Source organism: Marilutibacter maris (genome assembly GCF_003233695.1).
Taxonomy (GTDB): domain Bacteria; phylum Pseudomonadota; class Gammaproteobacteria; order Xanthomonadales; family Xanthomonadaceae; genus Marilutibacter; species Marilutibacter maris.
On sequence record NZ_CP029843.1, the window covers coordinates 2020203 to 2040156 of the forward strand.

The window sequence follows — 19954 nt, forward strand, 5'->3', positions numbered from 1 at the left end:
GCGCCGCTCCTACCGAGCTCGGTGGACCAGGGCGGGCGCAGCCGGTGGCGCCTATCCGGCCGCCTCGGCCGCCTCCAGGGTGTTCTGCATCAGGGTGGCGACCGTCATCGGCCCCACCCCGCCCGGCACCGGGGTGATCCAGCTGGCCCGCTGCGCGGCGGCCGCGAAGCCGACATCGCCGACCAGGCGGCCATCGTCGAGGCGGTTGATGCCGACGTCGATCACCACCGCGCCGGGCTTGACCCACTCGCCGGGAATCAGGCCCGGGCGGCCGACCGCGACGACCAGGATGTCGGCGTTGCGGACCGAGGCTTCCAGCACCTCCGGCGGGGTGAATTTGTGGCAGCTGGTCACGGTGCAGCCGGCGATCAGCAGCTCCAGCGCCATCGGCCGGCCGACGTGGTTGGACACGCCGACGATGGTCGCGCTCTGGCCGCGCACCGGGCGGTCGGTATAGGCCAACAGGGTGGTGATCCCGCGTGGCGTGCACGGACGCAGGCCGAACTGGCGCAGCGCCAGGTGGCCGACGTTCTCGGGATGGAAGCCGTCGACGTCCTTGCCCGGATCGATGCGCTTGATCAGGGCATTGGCGTCGCGGCGGTCGGGCAGCGGCAGCTGCAGCAGGATGCCGTGGATGTCCGGATCGGCATTGAGGCGGTCGATCAACGCCGCCAGCTCGGCGTCGGAGGTGTCGGCCGGCAGGTCGAAATCGACCGCGCGGATGCCGACCTTCTCGGCCGCCCGGCGCTTGTTGCGCACGTAGACCGCCGAGGCCGGATCGTCGCCGACCAGCAACACCGCCAGGCCCGGGCGGCTCCTGCCGGCGGCCAGTCGGGCCTCGACCTGGGCCTTGAGTGAATCGAGCAGGTCCTCGGCGATGCGTTTGCCGTCGAGGATGCGGGCTGGGGTGTCACTCATGCGGATTCCGGGGGCCTGCGCTACATTCGAAGCCGAGCATTATCCCCCATCCGGCCGCGCGACGCGGCCCCGCATCGAATTCCCGTCATGAACGCAACCGATCACGAAACCCTGCATATCGAGGCCGCGGTGTTCCGCCGCCTGCGCGAACACCTGCTGCAGGCCCGCCCCGATGTGCAGAACATCGACCTGATGATCCTCGCCGGTTTCTGCCGCAATTGCCTGGCCGACTGGTATCGCGAGGCGGCCGAGGCGCGCGGCATCACCATGAGCAAGGACGAGGCGCGCGAAGCCGTCTACGGCGAACCCTTCGGCGATTGGAAGGCCAAGCACCAGCAGCCGGCCACGCCCGAGCAACTGGCCGCGTTCGAGGCCGCGCGCAAGCGCCACGACTGAGTCGCCAGCGGTGACCACGCCCCACAAGCCCCCGCCGCGCGCCGCCAGCCGTTCGAGCACCACGGCCCCCCGCGACGCGGGCTCTGGGTGTACGCGCTCGGCCTCCCCGCGTTCGCCGCGCTGGGCTACGCCGCGATCTGCGGCTTCATGTACGCCAAGCAGCGCGACTTCGTCTATTTTCCGCAGGTCACCCGGGTCGCCGCCCAGGCGACCGACTTCGAGCTGGCCCGGGGTGGCGCGGTGTTGCGCGGCTGGGTGCTCAATCCCGGCCAGGCGCGCGCCCTGCTCTACTTCGGCGGCAATGCCGAGGCGATCGAGCACAACCGCGAGGCCTTCGCCGCCTGGTTCCCCGATCACACCGTCTACCTGCTGGCCTACCGCGGCTACGGCGCCAGCGACGGCAACCCGTCGGAAGCGGCATTGGTGGGCGATGCCCTGGCCCTGCACGATTTCGCCGCCGCCCGCCACCCGGGCATCGACGTGATCGGCCGCAGTCTGGGCAGCGGCGTCGCCGCGCAACTGGCGGCGCGGCGACCGGTCCGGCGCCTGGCCCTGGTCACCCCGTTCGACAGCCTGGTCGGGGTCGCCGGCTCGGCCTATCCGTGGCTGCCGGTGGGGCGACTGATGCAGGACCGCTTCGACTCGGCCCGGCACCTGGCCGATTATCGCGGCGAAGTGCTGGTGGTCCAGGCCAGCGCCGACGAGGTGATCCCGGCCGCGCATACCCGTCGACTGGTCGAGGCCCTGCCGCGCGCGCCACGGGTGCTGACCCTGGCCGGCGCCCGTCACAACGGTTTCGATGCGCGCCCCGAGTACGCCGGAGCCCTGACCGCTTTCTTCGACGTGCCTGCCGTCGAGGCGGATGCCTCACAGCGGGACTCGGACGGCGCGGCGGTCGACATGACCCGCTGAAGGCCTGCCACGACCCGGTCCCCGCGGCTCAGGGCGTCGCTGGATTCGGACAGCGCGGCACTCCGGAACCGACCACGCAGTGGATGCAGCACTGCTCCTGCGGTGCCGCCGGCTGCCAGTCGCGCGGGCTGGCCGGCATCGTCGGCATCGGCAGGCCGGGCTTGAGTTTCAGCAGCGCGACCCAGTTCTGCCGGTTGAAGGAACAGGCCCCGGGGTTGGACGGCCTGCAACCGATGCTGCGGCCCTGCGGCAGGTTCCAGAACCGGCCGGCATGGTTGATCGGAAGGATCCGCATCGTCACCGCCTGCAAGACATTGCCGCCGACCAGGTAGGCGCGGCCGTCGCCGCTGCCGTTGGCGTCGACCACGATGTCGCAATGCATCGCCAGTGCGCCCGAGCCGTTCGTGCCCAGCCAGGTCATCAGTGCGGCATGATCGGTGACCGAAGAGGCGCCGCGGGTGAAGCACAACAGGTCGCCGTCGGCTGGCGTCTCGCTCAGCGGATCGGCGATCCGGAACGGACCGTGTTCCTGGTTGCGGTAGGCATCGCGGACATAGTCGATGTGGCTGGGCGAGGCGGCGAATCCCGGCACCCCGGACTGGATCATCACGTAGGAGACGAAGGCGGCCGACCACGGCGTGTCGATCAGGAAGCCGCGGCAATTCGGCGAGGCGTAGCTGTCGTTGGTCACGTACTCGCAGGTGCTGGCGCCGGGCCGTTGCGCGACCGCGCCGAGCAGGCCGCTGCCGCGCCAGTAATCGACCACCCGTTTCCAAGCCGGGGTCATGCCGTCGCTGAGCGCGTCGGCCTCCATCTCGGCCACGGTGGTGCTGGCCAGACGCCCGTCGATATCGATGAACGCCTCGTACCAGAGCCGGTTCTCGCGGCAGGCCACCGCCGACACCCGTGCCGCCAGCGTGCGTGCCTGCAGCGGATCCTCGCCGCGGCAGCCGCCGCCGGCCCAGGCGGTCCCGGGCGTCGCCAGCCAAAGCCCCAGCGCGAAAGCGAGCGAAGCGAAGGCCGCTTCCAGGCCGCGGACATGCATGTCGGGATTCCGGTCCAAGTGTCGGGGCATCGTTCCAGAGGCGGTGTCGCGACGGAGTGAGCGATGGGGCCCGCGCTCAGCCGCCGGCGCAGAACGCGGCGTAGTCGATGTAGCCGGGGAACTCGCGGCCCGGCGCGCAGACCGGACAATCCGGGTCGGCCGAGAGCCGGGTCTCGCGAAAGCGCATGCCGAGCGCGTCGAAATGCAGCAGGCGTCCGCCCAGCGACGTGCCCAGCCCGAGCACCAGCTTGATCGCCTCGGTCGCCTGCAACAGGCCGATCACGCCGGGCAGCACGCCGAGCACGCCGGCCTCGGCGCAGTTGGGTGCGGCCTCGGGCGGCGGCGGCTCCGGGAACAGGCAGCGGTAGCACGGCGCCTCGCCGCGCCGGCGGCCGGCGTCGAACACGCTGGCCTGCCCCTCGAAGCGGTGCACCGCGCCGTAGACCAGCGGCTTGCCAAGTTTCACGCAGGCGTCGTTGAGCAGATAACGCGCGGGAAAATTGTCGGCGCCGTCGATGACCACGTCGGCGTCGGCGATCAGCCGTTCGACGTTGGCGGCGCTGACGCGTTCGGCGAAGGCCTCGACCCGCACCCGCGGATTGAGCGCCGACAGCGCGGTCCGTGCCGACTCGACCTTGGCGACTCCGATCCGGTCGTCGGTGTGCAGGATCTGCCGTTGCAGATTGCTGCGATCGACCACGTCGTCGTCGGCCAGCACCAGGGTGCCGACACCGGCGGCGGCCAGGTAGAACGCCGCCGGCGAGCCCAGGCCACCGGCGCCGACCATTGCGATGCGCGCGGCCTGCAGCCGGCGCTGGCCCGCCTCGCCGACCTCGGGCAGGCGCAGGTGGCGCGAGTAGCGGTCGTAGAAATCGGTATCGCCTGCCGGAATCTCGACCGGCAGGCCCTCGGCGATCCAGCGTTCGGTGCCGCCATCGACCGAGGCGACCCGTGCGTAGCCGGCCCGGCGCAGCGCCTCGGCCGCCTTCAGCGAGCGCCCCCCGACCTGGCAGATCAGCATCACCGGTGCGTCGGGGTCCGGCAGTAGCGCTGCCGGCTCGGCCTCCAGTTCGGCCCGGGCGATGCCGCGCGCGCCCTCGGCATGTCCGGTGGCGCGCTCGTGCGACTCGCGCACGTCGATCAGCAGGCAGCCCTCGCGCAGGCGCCGCAAGGCCTGGGCCGGAGTCAGGTGTTCGATGTCCATGCGCCGATTATCGCGCCAATTGCGCCAATCGGGTCCGCTGCCCTGCCCACTGTCGCCGCCGACAGTTACGGATAGTCCAGGACCTCGACCACGGCGCCCGCGGCCAGCATCTGCGGCCCTTCCGGCACCACGACCAGGGCATTGGCGGCGGCGGCCGCGGCCAGCCGGTGGGAACCGGTCGCCGGGTCCGGGGTCGCGATCAGGACGCCGTCATCGTCGCTGTCCACGCGGGCGCGCTGGAATTCGCGGCGGGCGTGGGCCTTGTCGATCGGCGCCGCCAGCCGCGCGCGCCGCTGCGGACGCGGTTCCCGACGCCCCTGCAGGCCGTCGGCCAGGGCCCGGCCCAGGCTCAGCCAGGTCGCCAGCACCGACACCGGATTGCCGGGCAGGCCGAGGAAGCGGCACTGGTCGAGACTGCCGAACAGCACCGGCATGCCGGGTTTCATCATCACCTTCCAGAAATGGATCCGCCCGAAGCGTTCGATCACCTCGGGAATATGATCCTTCTCGCCGGCCGACACCGCGCCGCAGGTGATCACCAGATCGAATGCGCAGCCGGCGTCGCGCAGGGCAATTTCGACCGCGCGCGGGTCGTCGGGCAGCCGCGGCCACGCGGTCGGTTCCAGCCCTTCCGCTCGCAGCAGGCCCATCAACAGTTCCCGGTTGCTGTCGTAGATCTGCCCGGGGGCCAGCGCCATGCCCGGTTCGACCAGTTCGTCGCCGCTGGTAAACACCGCCACCGTCGGCCGCCGCGACACCTCCAGCGTGTCCAGGCCGAGCGAGGCGGCCAGTGAGACCCGGGCCGGGGTCAGCATGTCGCCGGCGGCCAGGACCGGATCGCCGACGTTCACGTCCTCGCCGGCATGACGGACATTGGCGCCGCGCGCGACGCTGCCCGGCACCCACACGCGATCGCCGTCGACGCGGACGTTCTCCTTGATCGCGACGGAATCGGCGCCCGCCGGCAGCGGCGCGCCGGTGGTGATGCGCAGGCATTCGCCCGGGCCGATGCCCTGCCCGCTGGCGACGCCGGCGAACTGCTCGCCGACCAGTCGCAGCGCGGTCTGCTCGCCGTCCAGATCGGCGTGGCGCAGCGCAAAGCCGTCCATCGCACTGTTGTCGAACGGCGGCAGCGCGATCGGCGCATCGACGTCGGTCGCCAGCACCCGTCCATGCGCACGGGCCAGGGGCACCCGCTCGCGCTCCAGCCGATGCGCGGCGGCGACCGTGTCGATGATGGCCCGGGCCTGGTCGAAGCCCAGTCGTGTCGGATAGTCGTTCATGTCGCGGGTGGGATCCCGGCCGCGGCCAGGTCGTCGGGCGTATTGAGATTGCCGAAGCGTACGCCCTCCAGTCGCACCGCGGCCAGCTCGAGCCGGGCCTGCAAGCCGCGCACCGCGCGCTCGTCGGCGGCGAGCGCCGCGCTCAGCGCCGGCCGCAACGCCTGCACCCGCCACAGCGCGACCAGCGGCTGCGCGCCGTCGTCGTCGACCGCGAACGCCCCGTCGGCATCGCGCATCGCGGCCAGGGTCTGCAACAGGCATTCGTTGACCCCGACCAGATCGACCGGAATCGTCAGCAGCCATGGCGTGGCGCAGGCATCGGCAAGGGCATCCAGGCCGGCCAGCGGACCGATTCCGTCGCCGACACGGTCCGGCACCGAGACCAATCCGGCCTCGCGGTAACGCTGCGGGGTCCGGTTCGCGCTGACCAGTACCTGCCCGACCTCGCCGCCGAAGCGCTGCCACCAGCGCAGCACCTGCGCTTGCCCGTCCCGCTCCAGCCAGGCCTTGTCGATCCCGCCCAGCCGCGAGGCGCGGCCGCCAGCGAGAATGCCCAGGGTGATGTCGGATGCTCTCAGCATCGGTGCAACGCTCCCGTGCGCAATCTTGCCGCAGTGTCGCGGGCCGCGATCAAACGTTCCAATGAAGGCCCCATCGCGGCCTACGCCGCTCCTGCCGCCGCGACCCGGGAGTCGCCGCTCACTTGCCGCGTTTGACGTGGCGCATCAGTCGCCGCTTGCGCGCGACCTGGCGCTCGCTGAGCTCGTTCTTGCGCCCCTCGAACGGGTTGCTGCCTTCCTTGAACACGAAGCGCACCGGGGTGCCGACCAGCTTGAAGCGCTTGCGGAAGAAGTTCTCCAGATAGCGCTTGTAGGAATCGCCCAGCGTGCGCAGGCGGGTGCCGTGGACGACGAAGCTGGGCGGGTTGGTGCCGGAGGGGTGGGCGAAGCGCAGCTTGGCGACGTGACCGCGCACGCTGGGCGGCGGGTTCGAGGCGTAGGCGATCTCCAGGGCCTTGTTGACTTCGCTGGTGCCGAACTCGCGGGTCGCCGAAGCGTGCGCGCGGTGCACCGCGCGGAACAGTTCGCGCAGACCGGAGCCGTGCTTGGCGCTGATCCTTACCGCCTCGGCCCAGCCGACAAAGCCCAGTTTGCGCGACAGCATCGCCTCGGCCTGTTCGCGCTGGTAGTCGCTGAGTCCGTCCCACTTGTTGACCGCGATCACCAGGGCACGGCCGGCGTCCAGCGCCAGCGCCAGCACGGTCGCGTCCTGGTCGGTGACGCCCTCGGACGCGTCGAGCATCACCACCGCGACCTGGCAGTCCTCGATCGCCTGCAGGGTCTTGATGATCGAGAACTTCTCGACCGCCTCCTCGACCCGCGCCTTGCGGCGCACGCCGGCGGTGTCGATCAGGCGGTAGCGGCGGCCGTCGCGCTCCATGTCGATCGCGACCGAGTCGCGGGTGGTGCCGGGCACGTCGGAGGCGATCATCCGCTCCTCGCCCAGCAGGCGATTGACCAGGGTCGACTTGCCGACGTTGGGGCGCCCGATGAAGGCCAGCCGGACGCGCTCGGGATCGTCATCGAGATCGACCCGCGCCCCCTGCTCGGGCAGCCGCTCCAGCACTTCGTCGATCAGATCGTCGATGCCGCGGCGGTGCGCGGAGGAAATGTCGATCGCGTCGGCAAAGCCGTAGCGGGCGAACTCGTTGAGGGCGGCCTGGGAATCGAGGCCGTCGGTCTTGTTGACCACCAGCAGGGTCGGCCGCGCGGCCTTGCGCAGCCAGGCCAGGATCTCGTCGTCCAGTGCGGACGCGCCTTCGCGGCCGTCGACGACGAACAGCACCAGGTCGGCCTCCTCGGCGGCGGCTCGGGCCTGGCGGGTGGTCGCGCCGACCAGGCCCTCGTCCTCGCCGGCGATGCCGCCGGTGTCCACGACCGCGAAATGCGGCCGTCCTTCCGGCCGGCAGACCCCGTAGTGGCGGTCGCGGGTCACCCCCGGCTCGTCATGCACCAGCGCGTCGCGGGTACGCGTCAGCACATTGAACAGCGTGGACTTTCCGACGTTGGGTCGGCCAACGAGGGCGACGAGCGGGAGCATGGCGGGAACCGGACTGGAGGGACGGGAACGGGATGGGCGCGCGGAGCGACCGGTGGACCGGCGCCGGCGACGCTACTGGGTCGCATGATGACGGTGCGGACAGGAAAAGGAAACGGCCGGCGTGTGGCCGGCCGTTTCCGGAATGTCGCGGCGGCGCGCTCGGGCGGCCGCCGGGTTGACCTTACTGCAGCCGGTAGGCCGAGAGCCGGCCCTCGACATCCTGAACCAGCAGGATGCCGTCGGCGACGATCGGCGCGGCACGCAGCGCGTTGCGCCCGGCGCGGACGCGGGCGGCGAACTCGCCGTTGTCCAGCTTCAGCCAGTGCAGGTAGCCGTCGTAATCGCCGACCACGGCGAAGTCGCCCTGCACCGCCGGTGCGGTGACCGCACGACGGGCCAAGCCCGGCTGCTGCCACATCGCGGCGCCGTTGCGCTTGTCCAGTCCGTAGACGCTGCCGCTGGCGGCAGTGATCACGATGCGGTCGGCGGCGACGCCGATGCGGCCGGGGCCGCCGTTGTCCGAGGCCCACATCGGGCGGCCGCTGGGACCGTCGATCGCCACGGTGCTGCCCTTGAAGCTGGTCGCGAAGATGACCTGGCCGTCGAGCACCGGGGTGCCGTCGACGTCGGCCATGCGATCCAGCTCGGTGCGCCCTTCCTGCTGCCCGATCGGCTGTTCCCACAACGGGCGGCCGTCGGTCGCCGACAGCGCCGACAGGGTGCCGTCGTCGTTGCCGACGAAGACCAGGCCCGGGCCCAGCAGCGGCGCGTCGTTGCCGCGCACCGACAGTGCCGGCACGTCGTGGTTCCAGAACCAGCGGCGCTCGCCGGTGGCGGCGTCGAAGGCGGTGACGCGATTGTCGTTGGAACGGACCAGGACCATGCCCATGCCGACCGCGGGCGCGGCGATCACCTCATTGGACACCTGCGCCTGCCAGCGCTCGGCACCGGTTTCGGCGTCGAGGGCGACGATCTGGCCGTCGAGGCCGCCGGCCACCACCAGACCGTCGCCGACTCCGGGGCCGCCGCTGAGCGCCAGCTCGGATTCGTAGGTCCACAGGGTACGGCCGCTCTGCAGATCCAGCGCCCGCACGCCGCCCTCCACCGCCGCCGCATAGATGCGGCCATCGGCGACGACCGGGCCCTGCTGGGCGCCGATCAGGCCTTCGCCCTTGCCGACCCGGGCCGTCCACAACTCGGCGACCGACTGGCTGGGGGTGAACTCGACCAGGTCGGCGGGTTCGTTCGGCTTGTCCTTGCCCTTGCCGCCGCCGAACCAGCCCTTGACCGTGGAGCAGCCGGCCAGCGCGGACACGCAGACCAGGACCGCGGCGACGCGAACGACCGGGCGCGCCGACAGCGGGCGAGCGCAGGCCCGGACGGGAGTGATCAGAGCGGAATTCATCAGGACTTGGCCTCGGCTTCGGCTTCGACGGGCGTGCCGCCGACTTCGGTGAGTTTGAGCTCGAGCATCTTGCGCATCGGTGAACCGACATCCATCTTGGTCAGCGCCTGCTCATAGGAGGCGCGGGCCTCGTCGGCCTTGCCGAGCGCGAACTGGGCGTCGCCGCGGATCTCCAGCGCGATCGCCGAGTCGGATTGCGCCATCAACGCCAGCGCCGCTTCCGCCTGGCCGGCCTCGATCTGCAACCGGGCCAGACGCTGGTTGACGATCTCGACCAGGGCCGGGTCCTCGGCCGAAACGCCCTCGAGGGTCGCGATCGCGGCCTCGTTGTCGCCGGCGGCGACCTGCTTCTGCGCCAGCTCCAGGCCGGCGAGCAGCGCCAGCATGCCGGGCTGCAGGTTCCCGGTCAGTTCGGCCGCCTTGGGGTCGTCGGACTCGATCGCCTCGATCGCGGTGCTGTAGCGGTCGGCCTCTTCCAGCTTCTGCTGCTGCTGGCTGTGTTCCCACCATTTCCATCCGCCGATCGCGGCGAAACCCAGGGCGATGCCGCCGATCAGTCCAGCGCCGTTGTTGCGCAGCCACTGCAGGACGCGCTCGCTTTGTTCGTGTTCGTCGAGAAGGTCGTCGATTGCCATTGATCAGATAGTCGGGCCGGGGCTTCGGAGCCGGACGCCCGGCACGACCCGCCGGACGCGGGCCGGAGGCGACATGCATGGACCGGCCCGGAAGCCGAGTATGGAGTTCGACGGTGCCGCCGCAACCGATTATTCGGCTGGCGGAACCACGGAGCCGTCAGAGGATAGCGTAAAGCGAGCCACGTTGGACTTGCTGAACGCTGTCAGGTCGACGATCTCGCCGTCGTGGCGCAGTTCGATGGCCGACACGTTGCCCACGGTCATGCGGGCCACCCGGCCGGCCGGGTAGCTGCGACGCTCGCCGGCGGCGACCAGGCCCTTCTCGAGCGTCCGGCCGTCGGAACCGAACACCTCGAACCAGCTTTCGTCGTTGAACAGCAGCGACACCGCCGCGTCGTCGTCGCGGTTGTCGTCGCGGTTGTCGTCGCGGTTGTCGTCGCGGTTGTCGGGGCGTGGGTCGTCGGCACGCGTGTCGATGCTGCGCGGGGTCATCGAGGCGACCACCGGAGTGCGCGCCGGGCGCCGGGCCGTGGTCGAGGCCGGCGCGTCCTGGCGCACCGGTGCCAGGCCCTCGGGGACATCCAGCGACTGCACGTCGGGCGTCCCGGAAGTCGGAGACAGGTGGTCGCGCGTGGCCCACCAGACCGGCAGGGCGATCGCCGCGGTCATCACGATGTAGACGGCATTGCGGGTCGTCTGTTCCAGCACCCGGCGGTAGCGCGGGGTGTGGCTGTGGCTGACCAGTTCCGGCGGCGCCACGCGGGGGACATGGGCCTCGTCCAGGCAGCCATCGACATCCAGGTCGAGTTTGAGCAGGCGGGCGTAACTGCGCAGTTGCCCGCGTACGAAGATCGGCGCACCGAGGACGTCCCAGTCGTCGTTCTCCAGCGCTTCGATCACCCGCAACGGCATCCTGAGGCGGGAGGACACCTGCTCCCGGGTCAGGCCGCCGGCTTCGCGGGCCTGCCGCAAACGCGAACCACAACTATGTACTGAACCCGATTCGATTGGGTCTGGCTGGATCATCGTCTACCGCTTTCCCCCGTGTCAGAGCCCGACGCGTCCGGGAACTCCGCCCTCAGCCGCTGAACATAACGATCGGCTGCGTCCTTGTCGCCGAGTTGTCGCTCAATTTGTGACGCAAGCATCAACGCGCGGGCGTCCGCCGGTGCCGCCGCCAGCCTGCGTTCGGAAAAGGCACGCGCCTTGAACGCGTCGCCGGTGCGGAATTCGCGCTCGGCCATGGCCGCCAGCGCGACTGGATTTTCGGGCGCCAGTCTGAGCGCGGCCGCCAGGTAGCGCTCCGCCTTCTCGTCGAGTCCGGCCTTGTCGGCACACGAGCCGGCGTTGGCGAGCGCGAAGTCCGGCGTGGCATAGCCGCGGTCGCCCAGCGCCCGCTCGAACCATTCCAGCGATTCGGAGGCCTGTCCGGTCCGGCAAAGCCAGGCGCCGTAGTTGTTGAGCTGGGCGCCGCGGGGGCTGAGCTCGGCGGCCCGGCGATAATGCTCGCCGGCCCGGGCCGACTGCCCCTGGCGTTCGTAGACCGCCCCCATCAGGGTATGGGCGGCGCTGGAGGAGTCGTCCAGCTTGAGCGCGGTCCGGGCCGCCTCGGCGGCACTGTCGAGGTCGTTGGCCAGCAGCGCACGCTGCCCCGCATGGACCGTGACCGCCGCCCGCGTCCTGGAGTTGCGGCCGCGATTGTCGTCGCTGATGTCGTACTCCGGCGCCACCCGGGTGTATTCGCGCTTGTCGAGGTCGGGGCGGACGAAGCTCAGCCGGCTGCAGCCGGAGGCCAGCAGCACCAGCAGCAGGCAGAACCACAATGGATGGGCAGCGGCCGACGGCCACCGGGAGACGCGAGGGCTGCGGGCATCACGCCGCGGCATCGCCGGCCTCCGTGTTCGCGTCGGGCCGATCGGAGCGCTCGTCCGGCTGCCGACGGTTCAACTGTTCGCGGAACGCCGCCTGGCGGCGGGTGCGATCGGTGACCTGGCCCTTGAGCTGGCCGCAGGCGGCATCGATGTCGTCTCCGCGGGTGCGCCGCACCGGGGCGATCATCCCGGCATTGTTGAGCAGCTTCTGGAAGCTGCGGATCGCGAGGTCGTCGGGGCGCTCGAAGCGGGTCCCGGGGAACGGATTGAACGGGATCAGGTTGACCTTGGCCGCGTCCTTCATCTGCACCGCGCGGTCGAAGGCACGCATCAGCCGGACCAGTTCGCGCGCATGCTCGGGCTGGTCGTTGACCCCCTTCATCAGGGTGTACTCGAAGGTCACCGAGGTGCCGCGCTTGCGCAGCGCATAGCGCACGCAGGCGTCCATCAGCTCGGCGATCGGATATTTCTTGTTGAGCGGCACCAGGCGGGTGCGCAGCTCGTCGTTGGCCGCGTGCAGCGATACCGCCAGCGATACGTCGCTGACCTCGCCGAGGCGGTCGATCATCGGCACCATGCCGGCGGTCGACAGGGTCACGCGCTTGTTGGCCAGGCCGTAGCCGAGGTCGTCGCGCATGATGCTCATCGCCCGCACCACGTTGTCGAAGTTGGCCAGCGGCTCGCCCATGCCCATCATCACCACGTTGGTCAGGCGGCGCTGCTGGTGCGGCACGTTGCCCAGGTGGCGGGCGGCGACCCAGACCTGGCCGATGATCTCGGCGGTCGACAGGTTGCGGTTGAAGCCCTGGGTCGCGGTCGAGCAGAACTGGCAGTTCAGCGCGCAGCCGACCTGCGAGGACACGCACAGGGTCCCGCGCCCCTTGTCGGGGATGTAGACGGTCTCGATCGCGTTCTTCGCGTCCATGCCGAGCAGCCACTTGTGGGTGCCATCGGCGGAAGGCTTGTCGAAGATCACCTCGGGCGCATGCACGACCGCGCGTTCCTCCAGCTTGGCGCGCAGCGCCTTGCCCAGGTCGGTCATGCCGTCGAAATCGGTGACGTGGCGGTGATGGATCCACTTCATCACCTGGTGCGCGCGGAAGCGCTTCTCGCCCAGCTCCTGCTCGAAGAAGTCTTCCAGCGAGCTGCGGTCGAGATCGAAGATGTTGCGGCGTCCATCGGCGCCGCCGGCGGCCACCGACGAAGCCATGCGCGGCTGCGTCGGTGCCCTGCCCTCCGTCCCGGCGGCCGCGCCCGGCGAGGCCACCGGCACTTCGGTGCCGTTGGTTTCGGCCGGGTTGTCGTGTTGCGTGCTCATCGGGACGGTGGCAGTGATTGGAATCAGCGGGCGTGGACGTCGGTCGCCGGGAAGAAGTAGGCGATCTCGATCGCGGCATTCTCCAGGCTGTCGGAACCGTGCACCGCATTGGCGTCGATGCTGTCGGCGAAGTCGGCGCGGATGGTGCCCGGCGCGGCCTCCTTGGGATTGGTCGCACCCATCAGCTCGCGGTTCTTCAGCACCGCGCCCTCGCCTTCCAGGACCTGGATCATCACCGGGCCGGAGATCATGAACTCGACCAGGGCATTGAAGAACGGACGCTCGCGGTGGACCGCGTAAAAGCCTTCGGCCTCGGCGCGCGAGAGGTGCTTCATCCTGGAAGCGACGACCTTGAGGTCGGCCTTCTCGAAGCGGGTGTAGATCTCGCCGATGACGTTCTTGGCGACGGCATCGGGCTTGATGATGGAAAGGGTGCGCTCCAGCGCCATGGAAGGTGTCTCCGGATTGGCGGGCCGGCCTCGCGCAATTCCTTGGCGAGAGCCCAAAGGTAACAGAAAAACCCGTGCCGGGGCACGGGTTTAGCCGATATGGCTGCGGTAATTCTAGCGAATCCTCCACCGCGTTGTCACCGCCGGCGGGCGATTGCCGTCGGGACCACGTTGACGTCGTCCCTGCCCGGCCCTAGCATCAAACAAGCGTTTGATTCAGATCCACCCTGTCCCCCACTACCACGGCAGCAATCCGATGGCGGCCACCGCCCACTTTTCCACCAAGGACCGCATCCTCGGCGCCGCCGAGGAGCTCTTCGCCCAGTTCGGCTTCACCGGCACCTCGCTGCGCCAGGTCACCAGCCGGGCCGCCGTCAACATCGCGGCGGTCAACTATCACTTCGGCAGCAAGGAGAACCTGGTCAACGAGGTGTTCCGTCGCCGCATGGACGACATGAGCGCACGCCGGCTGGCGGCGCTGAATGCCGCGATCGAACAGTCACCCGGTGAACTGGAGCCGATTCTGGCGGCCTTCGTCGAGCCGGCTCTGGCGATCGCCCAGGACAAGCACGGCGGCGCCGCCTTCGTGCGCATGGTCGCCCGCGCCTATGCCGAGAAGAACGACAGCCTGCGCCGGTTCCTGTCCGATCACTACGGACATGTCCTGCGCGAGTTCGCCAAGGCCATCGCCGCGGCGGTGCCGGGGTTGAGCAAGGAGGAGCTGTACTGGCGGCTGGACTTCCTGGCCGGTGCGCTGACCTATGCGATGGCCGACTTCGGGATGATCAAGCGTCCCGCCGGTGTCACCGAAGCGGCGCACCGTGAGCGTGCGGCACGCGAACTGATCCGATTCGCCGCGGCCGGCTTCAAAAGCTGACCGGGCCCGATCCTCGATCACATTTTATTTTCCAAACAAGGACTTGAAGGATATGTCTAATAAACTTCTTGTGCGCCGCGCCGCGGTGCTCGGCGCCGGTGTCATGGGCGCGCAGATCGCTGCGCACCTGACCAATGCCGGTGTCGATACCGTGCTCTACGATCTGCCGGCGAAGGACGGCGACCCGAACGGGGTCGTGATCAAGGCGATCGCCGGCCTGGCCAAGCTCAGCCCCGCCCCGCTGGCCGACAAGGCGCTGGCGGCGCGGATCACCCCGGCCAACTATGAGACGGGCCTCGAGTTGCTCAAGGGTTGCGACCTGGTGATCGAGGCGATCGCCGAGCGCATGGACTGGAAGCAGGATCTGTACCGCAAGATCGCGCCGTTCGTCGCCGATCACGCAGTGCTGGCCAGCAACACCTCCGGCCTGGGCATCAACGCGCTGGCCGACGTGTTGCCCGAGCAACTGCGCCACCGCTTCTGCGGCGTGCACTTCTTCAACCCGCCGCGCTACATGCACCTGGCCGAGCTGATCCCGGCCCGCGGCACCGACACGGCGGTGATGGAGGGCCTGGAGACCTTCCTGACCACCACCCTCGGCAAGGGCGTGGTGTTCGCCAAGGACACCCCGAACTTCATCGGCAACCGCATCGGCGTGTTCTCGATGCTGGCGGCGATGCACCACACCGAGCAGTTCGGCCTGGGCTTCGACACCGTCGACGCGCTGACCGGTCCGCTGATCGGGCGCCCGAAGTCGGCGACCTACCGCACCGCCGACGTGGTCGGCCTGGACACCATGGCCCACGTCATCAAGACCATGGCCGACACCCTGCCCGACGACCCGTGGCACAAGTACTTCAAGGCGCCCAAGTGGCTGGCCGCGCTGATCGAGAAGGGCGCGCTGGGCCAGAAGACCCGCGCCGGCGTCTACACCAAGCGCGGCAAGGACATCCTGGTGCTCGACCTCCAGCAGCAGGACTACCGCGCCTCCGCCGGCGAGCTCGACGCCGAGGTCGCCGCGCTGCTGAAGGAGCGCGATCCGGCGAAGAAGTTCGCCGCCCTGCGCGCCAGCGTGCACCCGCAGGCCAAGTTCCTGTGGGCCTGCTTCCGCGACACCTTCCACTACAGCGCCTACCACCTGGCCGACATCGCCGATACCGCCCGCGATGTCGACTTCGCGATGCGCTGGGGCTACGGCTGGTCGCTGGGACCGTTCGAGTCCTGGCAGGCCGCGGGCTGGAAGCAGGTCGCCGAGTGGATCGCCGAGGACATCGTCTCCGGCGACGCGATGAGCAACGCCGCCCTGCCCGACTGGGTGTTCGACGGCCGCGACGGCGTGCATGCCGCCGAGGGCAGCTACAGCCCGGCGCGCAACGCCAAGGTGCCGCGCTCGGCCAACCCGGTCTACGCGCGCCAGCGCTTCCCCGACGCATTGCTCGGCGAGTCCTTCCCGAAGGGCCGCACCGTGTACGAGAACGACGGTGTCCGGATGTGGGCGGACGAGGGTGACGACATTGCCGTGCTCAGCTTCAAGACCAAGATGCACACGGTCAACGATCACGTGCTCAACGGCATCCAGGAAGCGATCGGCATCGCCGAGCGCGACTTCCGCGGCCTGGTGATCTGGCAGCCGAAGGAGCCGTTCTCCGCCGGTGCCGACCTCGCCGGTGCGCTGGGCCTGCTGCAGGCCGGCGACGTCAAGGGCTTCGAGGCGATGGTCGCCAACTTCCAGGCCACCAGCCAGCGGATCAAGTACGCGCTGGTGCCGGTGGTCGCGGCGGTGCGCGGTCTCGCCCTGGGCGGCGGCTGCGAGTTCCAGATGCATGCCGCCCACACCGTGTTCGCGCTGGAGAGCTACGTCGGTCTGGTCGAGGCGGGCGTCGGCCTGCTGCCGGCCGGCGGCGGCCTGAAGGAGCTGGCGGTGCGCGCTTCCGACAAGGCCGGGGCCAGCGGCGACGTGTTCGCCGAGCTGAAGACCGCGTTTGAGAGCGTCGCTATGGGCAAGGTCGCGACCTCGGCGATGGAGGCCAGGCAGCTGAAGCTGGCCCGCGAGGACGACAGCATCGTGTTCAACGCCTTCGAGCTGCTGCACGTGGCCAAGGCCCGTGCGCTGGCGCTGGCCGAGGGCGGCTACCGTCCGCCGCTGCCGGCGCGCAGCATCCGCGTCGCCGGCGACGTCGGCATCGCCACCTTCAAGATGCTGCTGGTCAACATGCTTGAGGGGCGCTTCATCTCCCCGCACGACTACGAGATCGCCAGCCGCATCGCGACCGTGATCTGCGGCGGCGAGATCGACCGTGACTCGCGCGTCGACGAGGAATGGCTGATCCGCCTGGAACGCGAGCACTTCGTCGCCCTGGCGCAGATGCCCAAGACCCAGGAACGCATCGCCCACATGCTCAAGACCGGCAAGCCGCTCCGCAACTAAGCCTTTCCAGCCTCCTCCACCGCTTGCGGCGGAGGATTGAGGTGGGGCAGCCCCCCATCCCAGCCTTCCCCCGCAATCGGGGGAAGGCGTCATAACAAGGGATCAGGAAATGAACAAGCAAGTCCAAGACGCCTACATCGTCGCCGCCACCCGCACCCCGGTCGGCAAGGCCCCGCGTGGCGTGTTCCGCAACACCCGTCCCGACGAGATGCTCGCGCACGTGCTGCGCAGCGTGGTCGCGCAGGCGCCAGGCATCGACGTCAATCGCATCGACGACGCGGTCATCGGCTGCGCGATGCCCGAAGGCGAGCAAGGCATGAACGTGGCCCGCATCGGCGCGCTGCTGGCCGGCCTGCCCAACACCGTCGCCGCACAGACCGTCAACCGCTTCTGCTCCTCTGGCCTGCAGGCGGTCGCGCTCGCGGCCAACGAGATCCGCCTCGGCAACGCCGAGCTGATGCTGGCCGGCGGCACCGAGTCGATGTCGATGGTGCCGATGATGGGCAACAAGGTCGCGCTGAGCCCGGAAGTGTTCGCCCGCGACGAGAACATCGCGATCGCCTACGGCATGGGCATCACCGCCGAGAAGGTCGCCGAGGAATGGAAGGTCTCCCGCGACGACCAGGACGCCTTCGCCCTGGCCTCGCACCAGAAGGCGCTGGCGGCGATCGCCGCCGGCGAGTTCAAGGACGAGATCAGCCCCTACGAGGTGCTCTCGCACCTGCCCGACCTGGCCGGCAACGCGGTGCGGCTGAAGAAGAAGCTCGTCGACACCGACGAGGGCCCGCGTCCGGACACCTCGATCGAAGGCCTGGGCAAGCTGCGCCCGGTGTTCCGCAACGGCCAGTTCGGCGGCACCGTGACCGCCGGCAACAGCTCGCAGATGAGCGACGGCGCGGGTGCGGTCCTGCTGGCCTCCGAACAGGCGGTCAAGGACTACGGCCTGACCCCGCTGGCGCGCTTCGTCAGCTTCTCGGTCGCCGGTGTGCGCCCGGAAGTGATGGGCATCGGTCCGATTGCCGCGATTCCCAAGGCCCTGGCCCAGGCCGGGCTGAGCAAGGACCAGCTGGACTGGATCGAACTCAACGAGGCCTTCGCCGCGCAGGCGCTGGCGGTGATCCGCGATTCCGGGCTGGACCCGGCCAAGGTCAACCCGCTTGGCGGCGCGATCGCCCTCGGCCATCCGCTGGGCGCGACCGGCGCGATCCGCACCGCGACGATCCTGCACGGCCTGCGCCGTCGTCAGCAGAAGTACGGCATGGTGACGATGTGCATCGGCACCGGCATGGGCGCGGCCGGCATCTTCGAGGCGCTGTAAGGCCATCGCTCCTGCGGCTCGCGGAAAACGGCGCCTTCGGGCGCCGTTTTCGTTTCCTGCCGCACCGGCTCAGGCCAGTCCCGCCTCAAGCCAGTCGCGTACCGTCCGGAACTTCGCGTTCGACGGTGGTGATCACCACTCCGTCGTCGGTCGGGAAGCCGGTCAGCAGGAACTCGGACATGAACTTGCCGACCTGCCTGGGCGGGAAGTTGAGCACGCCGACGATCTGCCGTCCGACCAGGTCCTCGGGGCGGTAGAGATCGCGGATCTGCGCGCTGGTCTTGCGCACACCATGCGGGCCGAAGTCGACCCACAGCTTCCAGGCCGGCTTGCGGGCCTCGGGAAATTCCTCGACCCGCAACACCGTGCCCGCGCACAGCGCGAGCTTTTCGAAATCGCTCCAGGCGATCGTCGGCCATGCCTGATCGGTTTCGCTCATCCGCCTGCCCTCTTCTCCATCCAGTCCTTCCATGCGTCGCGGGCCTCGGCCCACCAGTAGCCCAGTTGCGCGGCGGCGAAACCGGCCGGCTTCATTGCCGATACCAGCCCGTAGTCGGCAAAGCCGGTCCAGCCTTCGTCGCCCTCGGCGATCGCCGCGGCCAGCACCTCGCCGGCATGGGTGGTCGGGGCGACGCCGTGGCCGCCGAAGGCCTGCGCCAACCATAACCCGTCGTCGATGCGGCCGATTTGCGGCATCTGGTGGCGAGCGTAGCTCATCAGCCCCGACCAGGCATGCTCGATACGCACGCCTTCCAGCTGCGGAAACACCCTCATCAGGTCGCGATACAGCAACCGCTCGACCGCGGACGGCGGACGCTCGCATATCGAGATGCGTCCGCCCCACAACAGTCGGGTATCGGGCAGCGCCCGGTAATAGTCGAACGCGAAGCGGGTGTCGTAGACCGCGGCGCGGGTGCGGACCGCCTCATGCAGGCGGTCGCCCAGGGGTTCGGTCGTCATCACGTAGGTCGCGATCGGCAGGACGCCAGCGTCGACGCGTCCGAGCAGTCCGGCCAGGTAGCCGCCGCAGGCCAGCACCACCGTTTCCGCCTCCACCTCGCCCCGCTCCGTCGCAATCCGCCATCCGGCACCGCTGCGGGTGAGCGCGATGGCCGGGCTGCGCTCGTGCAGGCGTACGCCCCGCCGCGACGCGACCCGTGCCAGTCCGCGGGCGTACTTCAAGGGATGGAAGTGGAAGGCATCGGGCTCGAACAGGCCTTCGCCGTAGCGCTCGGTGCGCAGCCATTCGCGCATCCGCTCGCGGTCCAGCCATTGCCAGTGGATGCCATAGGCGTCGGCGAGCAGGCGCTGACGCACCCGCAACACGTCCCTGTCGCGGAACCAGTTGGCCCAGATCACGCCGCCGTCGACGGCATCGCAGTCGATCGCGTGGGTCCGGATGCGCTCCCGGATCAGGCCGACCGCGGCCACGGTGCCGGCATAGAGCTCGCGGGCGCGCCGGCGGCCGAGGTCGCGCAGCAGTTCGGCCTCGCCACGGGAGTAGCCGCCGAACACGAAGCCGCCGTTGCGGCCGGAGGCGCCGAAGCCGACCTGCCGGGCCTCCAGCAGCACCACGTCGTCGATGCCGCGCTCGGCCAGTCCGAGCGCGGTGTTGAGACCGGCAAAGCCGGCGCCGATCACGCAGACGCGGGCGGCGGTTCGCGTCTCCAACGCCGGCCAGCCGGCGCCGTCGCCGGTCAGGCCTTCGTGGTAGTAGGTCGAAGCATCGTTCTGGCGCATCGTTCGGGCTTCCGGCGGTGCCGGGCGCAGGCGTCGATGCCGCGATCCGCGCCGG

General features: G+C 69.9%; 19 protein-coding genes. 5 read left to right on the forward strand and 14 right to left on the reverse strand.

Features of this window, described 5'->3' with window-relative positions:
- Nucleotides 1–51: 51 nt before the first annotated feature.
- Nucleotides 52–918, reverse strand: a complete 867-nt coding sequence (gene folD / locus C9I47_RS08880) for a bifunctional methylenetetrahydrofolate dehydrogenase/methenyltetrahydrofolate cyclohydrolase FolD (RefSeq protein ID WP_111266424.1) — start codon at nucleotides 916–918, stop codon at nucleotides 52–54.
- Between the two features lie 87 nt (nucleotides 919–1005).
- Between folD and C9I47_RS08885 the strand changes: the two genes are divergently transcribed.
- Both C9I47_RS08885 and C9I47_RS08890 read left to right on the forward strand, forming a co-directional pair.
- Nucleotides 1006–1314 (forward strand): DUF1244 domain-containing protein, encoded by a 309-nt coding sequence (locus C9I47_RS08885; protein WP_111266425.1) that lies wholly within the window; start codon nucleotides 1006–1008, stop codon nucleotides 1312–1314.
- An 87-nt stretch (nucleotides 1315–1401) separates the two neighbouring features.
- Nucleotides 1402–2226 (forward strand): alpha/beta hydrolase, encoded by an 825-nt coding sequence (locus C9I47_RS08890; protein WP_223250069.1) that lies wholly within the window; start codon nucleotides 1402–1404, stop codon nucleotides 2224–2226.
- Between the two features lie 28 nt (nucleotides 2227–2254).
- On the opposite strand, the gene C9I47_RS08895 is transcribed toward C9I47_RS08890, so the two are convergent.
- The 11 genes from C9I47_RS08895 to ndk form a co-directional block, all read right to left on the reverse strand.
- On the reverse strand, nucleotides 2255–3271 hold the full coding sequence (locus tag C9I47_RS08895; RefSeq protein WP_190238451.1) for a DUF2272 domain-containing protein: 1017 nt from the start codon (nucleotides 3269–3271) through the stop codon (nucleotides 2255–2257).
- 76 nt (nucleotides 3272–3347) lie between these two features.
- A complete protein-coding gene (gene moeB, locus C9I47_RS08900) occupies nucleotides 3348–4475 on the reverse strand; it encodes a molybdopterin-synthase adenylyltransferase MoeB (protein ID WP_111266427.1) in 1128 nt (375 codons plus the stop codon).
- 65 nt (nucleotides 4476–4540) lie between these two features.
- Nucleotides 4541–5758, reverse strand: a complete 1218-nt coding sequence (locus C9I47_RS08905; protein WP_111266428.1) for a molybdopterin molybdotransferase MoeA — start codon at nucleotides 5756–5758, stop codon at nucleotides 4541–4543.
- Nucleotides 5755–6339: a molybdenum cofactor guanylyltransferase gene (gene mobA, locus C9I47_RS08910; RefSeq protein WP_111266429.1), complete on the reverse strand. Its 585-nt coding sequence runs from the start codon at nucleotides 6337–6339 to the stop codon at nucleotides 5755–5757. Before mobA ends, C9I47_RS08905 begins: the two co-directional genes overlap by 4 nt.
- 118 nt (nucleotides 6340–6457) lie before the next feature.
- Nucleotides 6458–7858, reverse strand: a complete 1401-nt coding sequence (gene der, locus C9I47_RS08915) for a ribosome biogenesis GTPase Der (protein WP_111266430.1) — start codon at nucleotides 7856–7858, stop codon at nucleotides 6458–6460.
- 181 nt (nucleotides 7859–8039) lie between these two features.
- Nucleotides 8040–9263 carry an outer membrane protein assembly factor BamB gene (gene bamB, locus C9I47_RS08920; protein ID WP_111266431.1) on the reverse strand — a complete coding sequence of 408 codons (1224 nt, stop codon included), beginning with the start codon at nucleotides 9261–9263 and terminating at the stop codon, nucleotides 8040–8042.
- Nucleotides 9263–9898, reverse strand: coding sequence for a YfgM family protein (locus C9I47_RS08925; RefSeq protein WP_111266432.1), 636 nt, complete (start codon nucleotides 9896–9898; stop codon nucleotides 9263–9265). The genes bamB and C9I47_RS08925 overlap by 1 nt, the downstream gene beginning before the upstream one ends.
- A gap of 129 nt (nucleotides 9899–10027) precedes the next feature.
- Nucleotides 10028–10924 carry a helix-turn-helix domain-containing protein gene (locus tag C9I47_RS08930; protein ID WP_111266433.1) on the reverse strand — a complete coding sequence of 299 codons (897 nt, stop codon included), beginning with the start codon at nucleotides 10922–10924 and terminating at the stop codon, nucleotides 10028–10030.
- Nucleotides 10921–11784: a type IV pilus biogenesis/stability protein PilW gene (gene pilW, locus C9I47_RS08935; RefSeq protein ID WP_111266434.1), complete on the reverse strand. Its 864-nt coding sequence runs from the start codon at nucleotides 11782–11784 to the stop codon at nucleotides 10921–10923. Before pilW ends, C9I47_RS08930 begins: the two co-directional genes overlap by 4 nt.
- Nucleotides 11771–12979 (reverse strand): 23S rRNA (adenine(2503)-C(2))-methyltransferase RlmN, encoded by a 1209-nt coding sequence (gene rlmN, locus C9I47_RS08940; protein ID WP_111268051.1) that lies wholly within the window; start codon nucleotides 12977–12979, stop codon nucleotides 11771–11773. The genes pilW and rlmN overlap by 14 nt, the downstream gene beginning before the upstream one ends.
- A 131-nt stretch (nucleotides 12980–13110) precedes the next feature.
- Nucleotides 13111–13536, reverse strand: a complete 426-nt coding sequence (ndk, locus tag C9I47_RS08945) for a nucleoside-diphosphate kinase (RefSeq protein ID WP_111266435.1) — start codon at nucleotides 13534–13536, stop codon at nucleotides 13111–13113.
- 256 nt (nucleotides 13537–13792) lie between these two features.
- Between ndk and C9I47_RS08950 the strand changes: the two genes are divergently transcribed.
- From C9I47_RS08950 to C9I47_RS08960, 3 genes are all read left to right on the forward strand, one after another.
- Nucleotides 13793–14413 (forward strand): TetR/AcrR family transcriptional regulator, encoded by a 621-nt coding sequence (locus tag C9I47_RS08950; protein WP_111266436.1) that lies wholly within the window; start codon nucleotides 13793–13795, stop codon nucleotides 14411–14413.
- 52 nt (nucleotides 14414–14465) lie between these two features.
- Nucleotides 14466–16841, forward strand: a complete 2376-nt coding sequence (locus C9I47_RS08955; protein ID WP_111266437.1) for a 3-hydroxyacyl-CoA dehydrogenase/enoyl-CoA hydratase family protein — start codon at nucleotides 14466–14468, stop codon at nucleotides 16839–16841.
- Nucleotides 16842–16950: 109 nt separating this feature from the next.
- Nucleotides 16951–18159 carry an acetyl-CoA C-acyltransferase gene (locus C9I47_RS08960; protein ID WP_111266438.1) on the forward strand — a complete coding sequence of 403 codons (1209 nt, stop codon included), beginning with the start codon at nucleotides 16951–16953 and terminating at the stop codon, nucleotides 18157–18159.
- An 85-nt stretch (nucleotides 18160–18244) separates the two neighbouring features.
- On the opposite strand, the gene C9I47_RS08965 is transcribed toward C9I47_RS08960, so the two are convergent.
- Together C9I47_RS08965 and C9I47_RS08970 are read right to left on the reverse strand one after the other, a co-directional pair.
- A complete protein-coding gene (locus C9I47_RS08965) occupies nucleotides 18245–18598 on the reverse strand; it encodes a tRNA-binding protein (protein ID WP_111266439.1) in 354 nt (117 codons plus the stop codon).
- Entirely contained in the window at nucleotides 18595–19899 is a 1305-nt protein-coding gene (locus C9I47_RS08970; protein WP_111266440.1) for an NAD(P)/FAD-dependent oxidoreductase, read from the reverse strand. The genes C9I47_RS08965 and C9I47_RS08970 overlap by 4 nt, the downstream gene beginning before the upstream one ends.
- Nucleotides 19900–19954 lie beyond the last annotated feature (55 nt).

What these genes read in the sequence shown, in the direction of transcription:
- folD (WP_111266424.1), bottom strand. Translation starts at nt 918, where the DNA reads ATGAGTGACACCCCAGCCCGCATCCTCGACGGCAAACGCATCGCCGAG.
- C9I47_RS08885 (WP_111266425.1), top strand. Translation starts at nt 1,006, where the DNA reads ATGAACGCAACCGATCACGAAACCCTGCATATCGAGGCCGCGGTGTTC.
- C9I47_RS08895 (WP_190238451.1), bottom strand. Translation starts at nt 3,271, where the DNA reads ATGCATGTCCGCGGCCTGGAAGCGGCCTTCGCTTCGCTCGCTTTCGCG.
- moeB (WP_111266427.1), bottom strand. Translation starts at nt 4,475, where the DNA reads ATGGACATCGAACACCTGACTCCGGCCCAGGCCTTGCGGCGCCTGCGC.
- C9I47_RS08905 (WP_111266428.1), bottom strand. Translation starts at nt 5,758, where the DNA reads ATGAACGACTATCCGACACGACTGGGCTTCGACCAGGCCCGGGCCATC.
- mobA (WP_111266429.1), bottom strand. Translation starts at nt 6,339, where the DNA reads ATGCTGAGAGCATCCGACATCACCCTGGGCATTCTCGCTGGCGGCCGC.
- der (WP_111266430.1), bottom strand. Translation starts at nt 7,858, where the DNA reads ATGCTCCCGCTCGTCGCCCTCGTTGGCCGACCCAACGTCGGAAAGTCC.
- bamB (WP_111266431.1), bottom strand. Translation starts at nt 9,263, where the DNA reads ATGAATTCCGCTCTGATCACTCCCGTCCGGGCCTGCGCTCGCCCGCTG.
- C9I47_RS08925 (WP_111266432.1), bottom strand. Translation starts at nt 9,898, where the DNA reads ATGGCAATCGACGACCTTCTCGACGAACACGAACAAAGCGAGCGCGTC.
- C9I47_RS08930 (WP_111266433.1), bottom strand. Translation starts at nt 10,924, where the DNA reads ATGATCCAGCCAGACCCAATCGAATCGGGTTCAGTACATAGTTGTGGT.
- pilW (WP_111266434.1), bottom strand. Translation starts at nt 11,784, where the DNA reads ATGCCGCGGCGTGATGCCCGCAGCCCTCGCGTCTCCCGGTGGCCGTCG.
- rlmN (WP_111268051.1), bottom strand. Translation starts at nt 12,979, where the DNA reads ATGGCTTCGTCGGTGGCCGCCGGCGGCGCCGATGGACGCCGCAACATC.
- ndk (WP_111266435.1), bottom strand. Translation starts at nt 13,536, where the DNA reads ATGGCGCTGGAGCGCACCCTTTCCATCATCAAGCCCGATGCCGTCGCC.
- C9I47_RS08950 (WP_111266436.1), top strand. Translation starts at nt 13,793, where the DNA reads ATGGCGGCCACCGCCCACTTTTCCACCAAGGACCGCATCCTCGGCGCC.
- C9I47_RS08955 (WP_111266437.1), top strand. Translation starts at nt 14,466, where the DNA reads ATGTCTAATAAACTTCTTGTGCGCCGCGCCGCGGTGCTCGGCGCCGGT.
- C9I47_RS08960 (WP_111266438.1), top strand. Translation starts at nt 16,951, where the DNA reads ATGAACAAGCAAGTCCAAGACGCCTACATCGTCGCCGCCACCCGCACC.
- C9I47_RS08965 (WP_111266439.1), bottom strand. Translation starts at nt 18,598, where the DNA reads ATGAGCGAAACCGATCAGGCATGGCCGACGATCGCCTGGAGCGATTTC.
- C9I47_RS08970 (WP_111266440.1), bottom strand. Translation starts at nt 19,899, where the DNA reads ATGCGCCAGAACGATGCTTCGACCTACTACCACGAAGGCCTGACCGGC.